Source organism: Salinibacterium sp. NYA9b (genome assembly GCF_976973725.1).
Genome location: NZ_OZ333476.1, coordinates 1,789,709 through 1,804,048 on the forward strand (window position 1 = coordinate 1,789,709; position 14,340 = coordinate 1,804,048).

The 14,340-nt window shown below is 60.9% G+C and carries 12 protein-coding genes; 2 read left to right on the plus strand and 10 right to left on the minus strand.

What is annotated here, in order from left to right; all coding sequences use genetic code 11:
* Window positions 1-3: 3 nt before the first annotated feature.
* The 6 genes from ACWFSR_RS08540 to pabB all read right to left on the minus strand — a co-directional run bounded on the left by ACWFSR_RS08540 (window position 4) and on the right by pabB (window position 9,484).
* Window positions 4-1,671, minus strand: coding sequence for a DUF2142 domain-containing protein (locus ACWFSR_RS08540; protein ID WP_447522167.1), 1,668 nt, complete (start codon window positions 1,669-1,671; stop codon window positions 4-6).
* A gap of 117 nt (window positions 1,672-1,788) precedes the next feature.
* Window positions 1,789-4,164 (minus strand): ComEC/Rec2 family competence protein, encoded by a 2,376-nt coding sequence (locus ACWFSR_RS08545; protein WP_447522168.1) that lies wholly within the window; start codon window positions 4,162-4,164, stop codon window positions 1,789-1,791.
* Complete coding sequence (locus ACWFSR_RS08550; RefSeq protein ID WP_447522169.1) at window positions 4,161-4,751, minus strand: helix-hairpin-helix domain-containing protein; 591 nt, start codon at window positions 4,749-4,751, stop codon at window positions 4,161-4,163. Before ACWFSR_RS08550 ends, ACWFSR_RS08545 begins: the two co-directional genes overlap by 4 nt.
* A gap of 179 nt (window positions 4,752-4,930) precedes the next feature.
* Window positions 4,931-5,311 carry a hypothetical protein gene (locus ACWFSR_RS08555; RefSeq protein WP_447522170.1) on the minus strand — a complete coding sequence of 127 codons (381 nt, stop codon included), beginning with the start codon at window positions 5,309-5,311 and terminating at the stop codon, window positions 4,931-4,933.
* 23 nt (window positions 5,312-5,334) lie between these two features.
* Window positions 5,335-7,941 (minus strand): leucine--tRNA ligase, encoded by a 2,607-nt coding sequence (gene leuS / locus ACWFSR_RS08560; RefSeq protein ID WP_447522171.1) that lies wholly within the window; start codon window positions 7,939-7,941, stop codon window positions 5,335-5,337.
* 175 nt (window positions 7,942-8,116) lie between these two features.
* Window positions 8,117-9,484, minus strand: a complete 1,368-nt coding sequence (gene pabB, locus ACWFSR_RS08565; RefSeq protein ID WP_447522172.1) for an aminodeoxychorismate synthase component I — start codon at window positions 9,482-9,484, stop codon at window positions 8,117-8,119.
* Between the two features lie 11 nt (window positions 9,485-9,495).
* On the opposite strand from pabB, the gene ACWFSR_RS08570 reads away from it, so the two are divergent.
* Together ACWFSR_RS08570 and ACWFSR_RS08575 are read left to right on the plus strand one after the other, a co-directional pair.
* The gene (locus ACWFSR_RS08570) at window positions 9,496-10,260 is read left to right on the plus strand and encodes an aminotransferase class IV (protein ID WP_197109822.1); all 765 of its coding nucleotides are present in this window, start codon (window positions 9,496-9,498) and stop codon (window positions 10,258-10,260) included.
* A 73-nt stretch (window positions 10,261-10,333) separates the two neighbouring features.
* On the plus strand, window positions 10,334-11,014 hold the full coding sequence (locus ACWFSR_RS08575) for a DedA family protein (RefSeq protein ID WP_447523440.1): 681 nt from the start codon (window positions 10,334-10,336) through the stop codon (window positions 11,012-11,014).
* Window positions 11,015-11,097: 83 nt separating this feature from the next.
* Here ACWFSR_RS08575 and ACWFSR_RS08580 read toward each other — a convergent pair whose 3' ends face one another.
* The 4 genes from ACWFSR_RS08580 to ACWFSR_RS08595 are packed head-to-tail and all read right to left on the minus strand — an operon-like array spanning window position 11,098 to window position 14,262.
* A complete protein-coding gene (locus ACWFSR_RS08580) occupies window positions 11,098-12,009 on the minus strand; it encodes an ABC transporter substrate-binding protein (RefSeq protein WP_197105850.1) in 912 nt (303 codons plus the stop codon).
* A 2-nt stretch (window positions 12,010-12,011) separates the two neighbouring features.
* Entirely contained in the window at window positions 12,012-12,764 is a 753-nt protein-coding gene (locus tag ACWFSR_RS08585) for an ABC transporter permease (protein ID WP_197105851.1), read from the minus strand.
* Complete coding sequence (locus ACWFSR_RS08590; protein WP_197105852.1) at window positions 12,761-13,438, minus strand: ABC transporter permease; 678 nt, start codon at window positions 13,436-13,438, stop codon at window positions 12,761-12,763. Before ACWFSR_RS08590 ends, ACWFSR_RS08585 begins: the two co-directional genes overlap by 4 nt.
* A complete protein-coding gene (locus tag ACWFSR_RS08595) occupies window positions 13,435-14,262 on the minus strand; it encodes an ABC transporter ATP-binding protein (RefSeq protein WP_197109821.1) in 828 nt (275 codons plus the stop codon). Before ACWFSR_RS08595 ends, ACWFSR_RS08590 begins: the two co-directional genes overlap by 4 nt.
* Between the last annotated feature and the right edge of the window lie 78 nt (window positions 14,263-14,340).

Genomic DNA, 14,340 nt, shown 5'->3' on the forward strand with positions numbered 1-14,340 from the left:
CACCTACATCGGGGCTTTTCCGTGCCCTTCTGCACTCACAGTGCTGTCAATCGAACCCGGCTGAGCTATGGAATTAGTCGATTGACTACGAATGTCAGTGAGATCCGCCGCGAAACCGTCGGGCTTCGCGAGCGAAGAATGCGCGATGTACGCGCCGACGAGGATAGCGAGGGCCGAGCCGGTCAGCGCAATATAGACGAACAGAGGAATGCCGAAGTAGTGCGTCACAGCTTCCAGCCCCGGCAATGCTGGCGAGTACCCATTCGGCCACGCACTAATCAACAACCACGCAATGTTTGCCCAGGCGATCGCTGCGCTTCCAGCGACAACGGACACGAAGAGTCGATTCCTCTTCTGAAGCGACAATTTTCTCCCCAGAATGCCGACAAACCCCGCGAACACCATTGAGTAGGCCACGATGCCCGCGAATACGTAACGACCTTGGACGCCTCTTTCCGCTACGCCATACGTCTCGTAAACGGTGTAGGAGTTAGCGAAGAGAGTCGCGACAATAATTGCGGGAAACAAGAAGAGCAGTAGCGTGATTCCCCGGTTGCGCGAGTACAGCGCCACCACAACAAACGCGATCACGAAGGCCACGCCAGCGCACCCCAGAATCACAGCGGGAAGCTCATTTCCTCCGTCAACTGGACGAATACCGCGGGCCCAAAATAGCGAGTTGAATCGCAACCAAAAGTTACCAACGTAGCTAAACATGTTGATGTTCTCGAGGGGATCGTCGAGTGGAATTCGGAGGCTACCCGACACGCTGGGCTGCACGGATCCGAGCAGTATGAGATTTCGTATCCACCACCATCCACCCATGAGCGCCGCAATAGATGGCGCGATCAAAGCGACAACGGCGCCCTGTGTCTTCGTCGGTTTCTTCGAGAACGCGGCGAGAAACGAAAGCCAGACAAACAGCGGAATCGCGAAAAGCGCGAACCCTTTAGTGAGAAGAGCCACTCCCAACAAGACGCCCGCTCCGGCTAAGAGGCCATAGGGTTTCGCGCTCGTCTTCCACGCTCGAACGAGCAGGTATAGCGCACCGCTGATCGTCGGTACCAAGAGCGTGTCGTTCGAAACAAGCCCCCCAAAACCCGTGAAGAAGGGGATCGACAGCAATGCATAGCCCCCGACAGCGCCTAGCGAGCGGGAGCCAGTTATCAGTCGAACAGTTCCTGCAATCGCTGGCACCGACAAACTGACGAGGAAAGCAGAGAAGATTCTCATCAGCAGAATAGCTTGATCCCACCTCAAACTATCAAGGTCGGTCATCGCTACAACGCCCGCCGTAAGAAAGTAGTAGGCCGGAGGATGCTGGACCATGTTGTCGATCTCTGCCGACGACAGGACAAAATCAGGTTCCGCAAGAACGTTAGAACGGTCCTGCGCAAGAGGGACCTGATCGAAGTCAGGAGCACTTCCTAAGGCGCGACCAGACTCGAGCCACGCAAGATCAACTGCCGGCATCACCCGAGCCGTGTACGGAAGCGGCCAACCGCCACCGTCGACCACGCGAACTACGGAGTTGTAGTGGTTTTTCTCATCTGGCCCTCCAAAAAACGGGACAGTTATCGCGGAAAGAACCCCGGCAAGAAAAACAAGAAGCGTTGCTGCCGCGATATGAACGAGATACACGCGCTCGCTGGCTTTTCGTTTTTCTCCCACGCACAGATTCCTAGCCTTGATGTGTGAGCGCCACCCACTGCCGCCCCAAAACATCCTCCAGCTTAGTAGTGCGGGTGCGCCGCCACGATTCCTGGAGCAGCCATGCGCCGACCATCGCTAGTGTGAAACGGCTGCTCCCCGTTCAGACCACAAAGAAACCACTCCAGCGCGCCTGGTAGGTGACACTAAAACCAGTCCGCTGAGATCACTCCGCGCCACCGCGGTGCCTGCATCGTCGAGCATGGCGAGGGCATCAGCGGTTGGATGCCCGTAGCCGTTGTCCGCTCCGACTCCGATGAGTCCGAGGGTGGCCTTTAGCTCGGTGTAGAGGGCCGGGTATTGATCGCCAGAGCCATGATGGCTGACTTTGACGACATCCACTGGCCTGAATGTCTGAGCCGCGGTGAGTCGCGCTTGAGCACTCTCGCCAAGGTCGCCGAGGAACACGGCGCTGAGGCACTGCTCCACGCAATCGGGTCGCGGACGAAACTCGATGACTACGCTGGCGTCATTACCGGGTTCTATGCCGGACAGTTGCGCAGTCGGCCACAGGATGCTCCACTGCAGTTCCCCGAGCTGACCACGGTCTCCCGCGTGAACCTCCGTTACCGCTGCCCCTGCGGCCGCGAGAGCCTCCAGCACAGCCTCGTCTTCTGGTGAACTGACCGGACCAACCACGGCGGCGCCTACCCGCCCTACGACTGTCTCAGTCCCGCCGACATGGTCGTGATCGAAATGGGTCAATACCAACAGGTCAATGTGGTCTATTGATAACCGTTCCAAGCAACTTTCGAGAAGTTCAGGCTCAGCGCCGGTGTCGATAAGTGCCGTTGTGCCGCCGCTACGAACGACGACCGCGTCTCCCTGCCCGACATCGCACTGCGCGAACTGCCAGTCCCTCGGCCAGGTCACGGCGGCGCTCACGGCTGAGCCCGCCACGACAGCAAGCGCACACGTGGTTGCGATCGCGAGCAACCTCAGCGCGTGGGCCCGCCAGACTCCACTGGCCACGAGGGCCGCGAGGAGAAGTGCCGTCAGGACGCTGAGCGTCACGACGCCCACCCAACCGTCCCACCAAGGAATGCGGGCCCACGGCGCTTCTGCAAAGAACTCCGCCACCGCCGCGACCCAGGCGGAGGGAAGCCACGCAATCCACATGAGCGCTAATCCGATCAGCGGAATCACGGAAAGCGCCACGCAGGCCGCGAGGCCAACCACCGTAGCGATGGGCGCTGCGGGTGCCGCCAACATGTTGGCGAGAACTCCATAGGTGGGCAACGAGGGCTGCAACAGGAGCAGCACGGGCTGGCAGGCCAGCTGGGCGGCCAACGGTACGGCGATCACCAGTGACAGCCACCGCGGCATCCAACGCCCCAAAAACTGCGCGAGCGGCTCGGCAAAGAGCAGAAGGCCTGCCGTGGCGAACACCGAGAGCACGAACGCGAAGTTGCGTGATAGCCATGGGTCGACAACGAGGAGCGCGATCGTCGCGAGTGACAGCACCGCCATTCCTCGGATCGGCCTGCCGCTGCCGAGCGCGATCAGCACGAACGTTGCCATGAGTGCTGCGCGCAGCACACTCGGATCGGGAGTGACAACAATCACGAATGCAAGCAGCACAAGGATCGAGAGCCCGATCCGCACCACGCGTTGGGCTCCTAGTCTTCCCCCGAGCGCCATGATGAGGCCGACGACTATTGCGCAGTTCGCGCCCGAGACCGCCGTGAGGTGACTCAACGAGCTTGTCTTCATGGCGGCATCCAGATCATCGCTCACGGCGCTTGTATCGCCGATAGCGAGCCCGCCCAGAAGTTCCCCACCACCACCCGGCAACGACGAGGTGGCAGTCGCAAACGTGCGTCTCAGTTGATTCGCCCAGTCGAATTGCCAGTCAGGATCGGCCCGCCACTCTGGCGCGTCAGTAGCGAAGAGCAGCACTGCCCGCCCATCGCCCGGGGCAGTGCTCGCCAAGGTACCCGTGACCGTGAATGTGACGCCGATCCCCCACGGTTCGCGGTCGCCATCCGATGTGTCTAGAGCGGGCTTCGGTGCAGCAGGCGCGGCATCGACCCCACCAAAGCCGCTACGTTCCGTGAAGATCAGAGCGGGCGACTCGAGTTGGATTGATTCGCCGTCGGCCTCGAGAGTGGTGATGGTTGCCTGAAAGAAGTCGGCGCTGTCCCTGACGGCAGAGGTGGTTGTCGCGATGACAGTAACCGTCGTGTGCTTCGCAGCCAGCTCGCCCAGCGCCTCGGGCTGACGTGTCTCAGCATGAACAGCGACGGACGTGGAGCACAACGCGGCCAGAGCACATCCCAAGGCGACGCTCGCGAAAAAACGCCGTTGGCTCAGCAGCGCACCCGCAATGAGCGCCCCGGCAGCAAGCCACAATGCGATGGCGACAGCAGGCGCCCACCCCGGCACCCCAATCACGACAACGGCAACAAGCCACGCAGCCGCTACGGGCAGGCTGAGCCGCAGGTCGAGATTCATACCGTGACCAGGTCGCGCAACCCGTCGAAGGTAGCGTCTCCGATTCCGGCGACGTTGCGCAGATCATCGATGCTCGTGAAGCGCCCGTTTGCCTCACGCCACGCCAGAATGCGAGCGGCCATCGCGGGCCCGATACGAGGCAGAGTATCGAGGGCTGCGGCATCCGCGGTATTCAGGTTGACTCGTCCATCGGATGCCGTGGCCGCGGCAGCCTCGTCGCCAGCTGCGGGCACGGCGAACTGCTCTCCATCAGTCAACACACGCGCCAGATTGAGTTGATCCTGCTTCGCGTCTTCGGTGAAACCCCCAGCGGCAGCGATCGCGTCGATCACGCGTGATCCCTCAGCCAGCTCGAAGAGCCCCGGGCGAGCCACTGCCCCAGTAACGTGCACAAATAGCGCGGGCGATTCCACCACGAACTCGTCGTCACCCGAGCCCAGTTCACCGCGCGCAATCTCTACGGCAGTGGGGCTGCCTGTGAGTGCGGTCGCGAGCACGGCGCAGCCGAGCGCAACGAGCACCACCACGATGACAGCGCCAACGCGCACCCGTAGCCGCGCTTTACGGGCCTGCTCAAACTCTTCCACCCCCACAAACTAAACGCGCCCCGATCGCTCGGAGCGCGCCTAGTTAAAGGATGTGGAGTGTCTTAGCCTTCGGCTGGTTGTTGACGAGTCGCGATACTCCCGACCTTCCGCGCCCACACAATGATCTCGACAATTTCGCAGACACTCTGACAGAGCGTTGTGAAAGTCAAAAACCTCTCTCAGCCGTTGAGGACCGACTCATACTCACGGGCTGCGAGCATCATGTCGTCTTGGGTCACGTATGACCAGTCGGTTAGCAGCCGCGGTCGGGCCGTTTCGGCGCCCCGCTGACACACGACATCATCATGCCAGTCGTCGTTCATCGTGGGAGACCAACTACACCGCCACGGTGTGGCGACGCTGTCGTCGCTGGGTGTTTCCGACTCCGGCTCAATCGCTTCCTTCTCCGGACGCTCCAGATCTTGGATCTCGTCGCTGCCCAGAATCCCGGAGAGCCCCAATGGGGTCAGCCAACCGAACATCCAAAGCATTCCAACCAAGAAACCGATGATCATTACGAATCCGACCACACGGCCGAAAAAGTTGAAAACTTTCGACATGATTCTCCCCCTCGAAGCCTGGCTTAGCCGTCGGCGGGCTGTTGACGAGTCGCGATGTTCACGATCTTGGGCGCACGCACAATGACCTTGACGATCTCGCGGTCACCGACGGTGCGCTTGATCGCTTCGGATGCCATCGCAAGAGCTTCGAGGTCAGCACTGTCGATCTTGGGCGACACCTCGAGGCGGTCACGGACCTTGCCATCAACCTGAACTACGGCCGTGACCGAATCTTCGACGAGGAGCGAGGGGTCAGCTTTGCGCCAACCAGCGAGAGCGACGGTGGGCTCGTAGCCGAGCTTCTCCCACATCTCTTCTGCCGTGTGCGGAGCGAACAGGCTCAGGGCGATCGTGATGACTTCAGCAGCTTCCCGTACCGCAGCGTCTCCGCCGCCAGCGCCACTGTCGATCGTCTTGCGCGTCACGTTGACGAGGTCCATGATGCGAGCAACGAGCACGTTGAACTTCAACGACTCGGCGAGGCCAGGACCATCAGCGAGGAAACGGTGGGTGGCGCGACGCAGCGTCGTGTCGCCCGTCTTCCACTCAATCTCGGGAGCACTCGTGACATCCCGCACTACACGGAAAGCACGAGCCAAGAACTTGTGTGATGCCGCAGGCGACACGTCTTCCCAGTTGATGTTCTCTTCGGGCGGGCCAGCGAAGGCCAGCGTCAGTCGCAGTGCGTCGGCACCATGCTCGGCAATTTCGCCCGAGAACGTGACGGCCTTGCGGCTGCGCTTCGACATCTTCTTGCCCTCAGACAGCACCATGCCCTGGTTCAGCAGCGCGCTGAACGGCTCAGTGAAGCTGACGTAGCCGAGGTCGAACAGCACCTTGGTGATGAAGCGCGAATACAGCAAGTGCAGAATCGCGTGCTCAACGCCACCGACGTACTGGTCGACGGGAGCCCACTTCTCTGCCTCTGCCGGATCGAATGCCTGCTCAGAGTCGTTCGGCGACAAGAACCGCAAGAAGTACCACGAGCTGTCGACAAACGTGTCCATCGTGTCAGCGTCGCGAAGAGCTGGGCTGCCATCGCGCGGGTCTTCAACGTTGATCCAGTCTTCGGCGGCGGCGAGAGGCGACTTGCCCTTCGGCTTCAGGTCGAGACCCTCCGTCGACGGCAGTTCAACAGGCAGCTGATCGAAGGGAACCGGAATCAGCTCGCCATCCGAACCGTGGATGATCGGGATGGGGGTTCCCCAGAAACGCTGGCGGCTGATCAGCCAGTCGCGCAAACGGTACGTCTTCGCAGCACGACCGGTGCCAGCAGCCTCAAGCTGCTCCACGACCTTCTTGATCGCATTGTTCTTGCTCAGACCATCGAGAGGGCCCGAGTTGATCATGCGGCCATCACCCTGCAGCGACTTGCCTGTCTCGCGCGGGTTCAACGGCGGCAGGTCATCCGGGAGGATAGCCATGCCGTTTTCGTCGAGCTCGAGAACAGGAATCAGGCCAGTGATCGGCGCATTCGTGTCGAGAACGACACGCACCGGCAGGTCGAACTTGATCGCAAACTCAAGGTCGCGCTGGTCGTGGGCAGGCACTGCCATAACCGCGCCGTGACCGTAATCAGCCAGCACGTAGTCGGCAGCCCAAATCGGGATGCGTTCGCCCGTGACCGGGTTGATGGCAAAGCGCTCGAGAGGGATACCGGTCTTCTCGCGACCGGCATCCTTGCGCTCAATCTCCGTCTGCTTCTGCGTCTGCTCGAGGTAGCTAGCGAATGACGCCTTCACGTCATCGCTCGCAGTCTCCACGAGTTCAGCAGCCAAGTCACCGTCGGGGGCGACGACCAAGAAGGTCACACCGTAGAGAGTGTCGGGGCGCGTGGTGAAGACCGTGACCTTCTCGTCACGACCCTCGATCTCGAAGTCGACATCCGCACCGACCGAGCGGCCGATCCAGTTGCGCTGCATCGTGAGAACCTTCGACGGCCATGCGCCCTCAAGCTGGTTGAGGTCGTCAAGCAGACGGTCGGCGTAGTCGGTGATCTTCAAGTACCACTGCGTGAGCTTCTTCTTGACAACGACGGCGCCGGAACGCTCGGACGTGCCATCAGCCAGAACCTGCTCGTTCGCGAGAACAGTCTGATCTACCGGGTCCCAGTTGACCCAGGAATCCTTGCGGTACGCGAGGCCCTTTTCGTACATCTTGAGGAACAGCCACTGGTTCCACTTGTAGTACTCGGGGTCGCTCGTGTGCAGAACGCGATCCCAGTCAAAGGAAACGCCATAGAGCTTCATGCTCTTCTTCTGCTGGTCGATGTTGTCGTACGTCCAGCCACGAGGGTCGATACCGCGCTCGATGGCGGCATTCTCGGCGGGGAGACCGAAGGAGTCCCAGCCGATGGGGTGCAGAACGTTGAAACCGCGCTGACGCCAGTAGCGTGCCGCGATGTCACCAAAGGCATACGCCTCGGCGTGGCCCATGTGCAGGTCGCCCGAGGGGTACGGGAACATGTCAAGAATGTACTTGCGCGGACGCTTGTCGTCCGGGTCGCTCGTCGCGAACGGCTTGAGCTCTTCCCACTTGGCTTGCCACTTGGCGTGGATGGCGGCTACATCGTAGTCCGAGGCACCATCGCGGTCGTCGTGTGCACCAGCAAAGTTGGGCTGCTCAGTCACGTAAACACTCTCAATTCGTTACAGGGAAGATCTAAGATTACCCAACTCACGGCCGCGCTCGAGGGGGCCAAAAAGTGTCGGGCAATTCCATTGTCTATGAGTTGACGTCTCTCACAGTACACAGCCGCACGGTAGACCGGTCGTTCACTACAGCCGAGAGCGGATGCACGGGGCCTTAGCCGGCCGGAACACCGAGCACTCGCAGCAGTGCTGCCGCTTTCAACTTGACCTCGGCGAGCTCTTCGTCAGGCACCGAGAGAGCCGTAATACCTCCGCCGGCGCCGATCGTTGAGCCCCCAGCATCCATGACGATGGAGCGGATGACCATAGCTAGGTCTACGGCACCGTCGAGCCCCACATACCCGAAGACCCCGGCGTAGATGCCGCGCGGAGCACGCTCGAGAGTGTCGAGAATGAGGGTCGCCGAATGTTTGGGGGCGCCCGTCATTGATCCCGCCGGGAAGGATGCCTCGATCGCGTCGACGGCACCGACATCAGAGCGCAATTGACCCCGGATGGTGCTGACGAGCTGGTGCACAGTGGCGTAGCTTTCCACGGCGAACAGCGTCGGCACCGTAACGGACCCGACCTCGCAGACACGACCGAGATCGTTGCGCATGAGGTCCACGATCATGAGGTTCTCGGCGCGTTCTTTGTCGCTCGCGAGAAGCTCGGCGGCAAGCCGCTGGTCTTCCGCAGGATCGGTGCTGCGGCGACGGGTGCCCTTGATGGGCTTCGTCTCGATCAGCCCCGTGGGATCGATTGCCAAGAACTGTTCGGGCGTTGAGCTGAGCAGGGCGGTCTCCCCCACCTGCAGGAAGCCGCCGTGATGGCTCGGGTTTACCTGCCTCAAAGCGAGGTACGTCGCTACCGGATCGGCGACGTGGTCGACGTGCACGCTCGTCGTGAGACACAACTGATAGGCATCGCCCTCAACGATCGACCGCTGGCAGGCCGCGATCATTTCGAGATACTCGGAGTCGGAGTCGCGCCAGACGGCGATGGGCACGGGCGCTGAAGTCGGCGCCGGAGCTGGAGCTGTGGGGCGCGTCGCCGCGGCCTCTACGAGCGCCGCGATACGCTCGCGCCACTGCGCGAGCTCTCCCGTCCAACTCTCGCCGAGAGCGAGCAGGCTCAGCGACTGAGACCCGTGATCGAAAACAATGACGCGGTCTACCCACAGCCAGGCGGCATCCGGGGTCGCTGCGGGTGTCGTGATGGGCACACCGAGGGATTCGCCGCGCAGTTCGTAGCCCAGCCACCCGATCCAGCCCAAACGGAAGCCAGCGGGGGCGGCGGAGTGATCGACCTCCGGCATGGTGAACTCGCGCCGCATCCACTCGAAAACAGGTTCGTTGAGATCAGTGCTCAGCACGGCTCTGCTCGACACAGCGAGATAGCTGCGCCCAGAGTGAGCCGCGGCACCGCTGTCGAGCCAGACTGCGCCAGCAGCATCCGAAGCGCACTGCGCCATAAGTTCGCTAAACACCGCCGCGGGATCGACCCAGCGCGGCAGGTCAGCAGTCAAGACGCGAGAGCGCATAACCTAAGCCTATGAGTGCGGACGCAATATATCGGTGGCAGAACGACAAACTCCTCGAGATCTCACCTCAGGAGGTGCCGGCAACCCCGATGATCGTTGCCGATTCGTGGCTCGTCACGTCAGGTTCGGTGCTCGCCCTCAATCTTCACCGCCAACGATTTCTGGATGCCGTACCCGCCAGCCAGCAAGAAACTGCCGACAATTTTTTCACGGCTGCGATCGCCGCTCTCCCCCGCGCTGGCACGTGGTTTCCGCGCGTAGAGCTCCGCGGAGCCGAGTTCTTTCTGCGCTTGCGCGCGAACCCCGAACTTCGCCGTTCCGCCACGGCTGCGAGCTTTCAGGGTGATGACCCGCGCACTGAGCCCACGGTGAAGGGCCCCGATATCGACGCGATGGGAGCGTTGCAGGCGGGAGCCCGCGCCCACGGAGCAGACGAAGCGATACTCCTCACCGAAGAGGGCTACGTCATCGAGGGTGCCTATAGCGCTGTGTTGTGGTGGCGCGGCGAGATCCTGTGCGGCCCACCGACAGAGTTCGAGCGAATCGATAGCGTTACGGCGCGCAGCGTCCTCACCTTGGCGCGGGCGCTCGGGCTCGATACTCACGAAGAAGCAGTGACCCCGGCAGAACTGGAGGGCACCGAAGTGTGGGTGGTGAATGCCCTGCACGGCATCCGTATTGTCTCGAAATGGATCGATGGCCCGGAGCTGGCAGAAAAGCCTGGTCGCCTCGAACAGTGGCGCACGCGGCTTGGCGCTCTGGCTCGGCCCATTTAGCCAGTTCGCTTTCGGCTTCGCTCGCTAGGCTCGATCTGTGCATCTCGTTGACCTCGCCCTAAACACTGAGCCGATCGCTGCCGCTGGTGGCTTCAGTCAGTGGGTCAATGATGCGCTGAGCTACGTTCTCGACACGGTGCAGTCGGTCGACCCGGTCCTGCGCACGGTTCTGGCTGGCGTTGCCATCATGTTGGAAACTTCAATCTTGGTTGGCCTTCTGGTGCCCGGCGACACCGTCGTGCTAGTGGCGAGCAGCGCGGTAGGCAGTGTGTTCGAGGCGAGTATCCTGATCGCCGTCGTGATTGTGGGAGCCCTCATTGGCGAGAGCGTTGGTTTTGCTCTCGGACGCTATTTCGGCCCCAAGATTCGGCACTCGCGGCTGGGTAAACGCATTGGCGAACAACACTGGGTGCAGGCCGAGCGTTATCTCGGACGCCGCGGTGGCATTGCCGTCTTCATCTCGCGATTTCTTCCCGTGCTGCACTCGCTGATTCCCGTAACAGTGGGCATGAGCACGATGCGTTACCGCACCTTTATGGCGTGGACCGTGCCTGCGACGAGCATCTGGTCGATCGCCTACGTTTCGGTCGGCGCGCTCACGGCAGGCAGTTTTCGTGAGCTTCTCGATCAACTCCACTACGCGGGCTACGTCTTCGTCGCGATCGTCGCGGTTCTCGCCATCGGCACCGTGATCGCCAAAAAACTGCTGCACCGCTCGCAACAACGTCACATGGAACATCAGGACAGCGAATAGGCGTTAACGACCGAGGGGCGGATGCACATGCATCCGCCCCTCGGTGCTGGACTAGCCAGCAGTGTGTTGTTTTTTAGCCTGCGTTAGCTCAGACCGTTTTCGCTCAACCATGCGCTAGCGATGTCGTCGGACGACATCTTGTCAACGGTGCTCTGCACGTTGAGAGCAACAAGGCCCTCAGGCGTGAGCTTGGCGCTCACAGCGTTGAGCACGTCAGCAACAGAGTCAGCGATATCTGCATTGACGATCGGAACTACGTTCGAAGCCAAGAACAGGCCCTCGGGGTCGGCCAAGGTGACAAGGCCTTCCGTCTGGATGCGCGGGTCAGCGCTGTACACGTTGGCCATATTGATCGTTCCCGCTACGAGGGCGTCAACCGTGGTGTCACCGGTGGCCGTAAAGCCGACGGTGGCGCCGTACACGTCCTGGAGTCCTGCGGGACCGTAGGGACGCTCTTCGAGTTCAGCGTTTCCACCGAGCTGAAGGTCACTGACACCCGCGAGATCGGCAAGAGTCGTCAACGAGTTGTCGGCGGCGAAGTCAGCAGTCACGTTGTAGGAGTCCTGATCGGTGGCAGATGCCTGATCGAGAACGGTGAGACCCTCAGGAAGTGCGCCAGCGAGCTCTGCATAGACCTCGTCTGAAGCGGTAGCCGTGGTGTCGGCGCTGTAGAACTGGAGAAGGTTTCCCGTGTACTCGGGCATGATGTCTACTTCGCCGCTTTCAAGAGCAGGAAGGTAGGCGTCGCGCTGACCGATCTGGAACTGACGCTCCACATCAAAGCCGGCGTTTTCGAGTGCCTGCGAGTAGATTTCCGCAATGATTTCGTTGGAGTAATAAGCCTGCGATCCTACGACGATGGTGTCGCTAGAGGCGTTGTCATCACTCGATCCAGTGTCCAGGGGATCACTAGTTGCACACCCTGACAGGGCAATTGCAACCCCGACCGCGGCGGCGCCAAGCGCGAGCCGGCCTTTGTTCTTAGCTGTGAACATTTCTATCCTCTTCTTTCTTGGGCAACTTTTGCTGCCACCGGACGTCGTCGAGGTGACGACGTTCGGACATCTTTAGCACGCCCAGCCGAAACTCCGCGGGGAATCGCGAATTGCTGGAGGAGTGCGAAAACACCATCGAGCACGAGCGCTAACGCCGCAATGAGTAGTGCGCTGCCCAGCATCTCGTCATAGCGCTGAAGCGGTAGCCCGCGGAAAATGTATATCCCGAGACCGCCGAGACCCACGTAGGCCGCGAGAGTTGCCGTCGCGACCACCTGCAGGGTTGCGGCGCGGAGCCCACCGATCAGCAGTGGGAGCCCGAGCGGAACCTCCACCTTCCACAGGATCTGCCATTCCGTCATGCCGACTGCACGAGCAGAATCGATCACTCGACGGTCTACCGCCTCAATTCCCGCATAGGCACCGGCCAAAATCGAGGGAATAGCGAGCAGTACAAACGCGGTGATCGCGGCGAGCTGGAGTTGGACCGAGGTTACGCCGATCAACAACACGAGAAGCAGGATGAGCCCGAACGACGGTAGCGCTCGTGCCGCTCCTGACAGCCCGACAGCAAAGTCGCGACCCTTGCCCGTGTGCCCGATGTAGAAGCCGAGCGGCACTGCAATGAGCGCCGCGATAATCACGGAAATGGAGGTGTAAAAAAGGTGTTCTTCGAGACGCAACGGGATGGCGTTGCTGCCCTCAAGGCGCTCAGGAGAGAACAGCCACTGCAGCGCTTCGGCGAGAAGGTTCACGCGGGTGCTCCTTCCAGTGCGGGAGCAGGCGACTTCTTCTTCGAAACAGAAGCCCACGGCATGAGCAGCCGCCCAAGAAGCACAAGCCCACGGTCAATGAGCAATGCGACGATCACGGTCATGACCACGCCAGCGAAGATCTCTTCCAGAATGCGACGCTGAAAGCCGTTAGTGAAGAGGTAGCCGAGGCTCTCGACACCGATCAGGATTCCGACGGTAACCAGACTCACCGTCGACACCGCGGCGACACGGAGGCCGGCGAGTACGACGGGGCCCGCGAGCGGAAAGTCCACTGTCCAGAAACGACGCCAGCCGCCGAACCCGACGGCGGTCGCTGATTGACGGATTGCAGGGTCAACCGAGGCCAGAGCATCCGCCACCGAGCGAGCCATGATCGCCACCGCATACAGCGTGAGCGCGATCGTGATGTTGAGCTCGCTCAAGAAGCTGATGCCCAAGAAGGGTGGAAGGATCACGAAAAGCGCGAGCGAGGGAATCGTATAGAGCAGACCAGCGAGGGTCAGCAGAATGCCCCGAGTGAGCTTGAAGCGATACGCCAGCCACCCGAGGGGGATCGAAATGAGGAAGCCAAGAACGATCGGCAAAATACTCAACCGAACGTGTTCGAGCGTGAGGCCCCAGATCAGATCAAGATTATTGATGATCCAGGTCACGCGAGCTCTGACCCTCCTACAAGAACGCCGGCGCCGCGGCCTTCACTGTCGACAAGAATCGTGCCGTTCGCGGTTTTCTTGAGCGTGAGCGCACGCTTGCCGCGGTCGGTGCCGATGAAATTGGCCACAAAATCGCTGGCAGGAGCTGCCATGATTTCGGTGGGGCTGCCAACTTGAGCGATCTTGGCGCCCTTTTCGAGAATGACAACCTGATCGCCGAGCAAGAATGCTTCGTCGATGTCGTGCGTCACAAACACGATCGTTTTATCGAGCTCATGCTGCAGCCGAATAGTTTCTTGCTGCAACTCCGCTCGCACAATCGGGTCAACCGCGCCGAAGGGCTCATCCATCAGCAGGATGTTGGGGTCGGCGGCAAGACCGCGCGCCACACCGACGCGCTGCTGTTGCCCACCTGAAAGCTGACTCGGGTAGCGGTCTGCCAAACCGCGGCCGAGGCCAACCGTATCGAGCAGTTCGAGCGCTTGCTCGCGCGCCTTCTTTTTCGGCACGCCATTAAGCATGGGCACCGTAGTGACGTTATCGATCACTTTGAAGTGCGGAAGAAGCCCGGAGTTCTGCATAACGTAGCCAATGCTGCGCCGCAGAGCTACGGGTTCTTTGCTCATGATGCTGACGCCATCGATCTCGATGTCGCCGTCCGTGGGATCGACCATGCGGTTGATCATTCTCAGCAGCGTTGTCTTGCCGCTGCCGGACGAGCCGACGAAGACCGTAATCTTGCGTGACGGAATCACGAGATTAAAGTCTTCTACGGCCACTGTCCCATCGGGGAAACGCTTGGTTACTGCTCGAAATTCAATCATAATTTCGGCTCATTCCTCGCGCCTCTACGCGGATCGACACTTGCCAGCACTATTAGCTAAACAGTATTCGACGCCGCT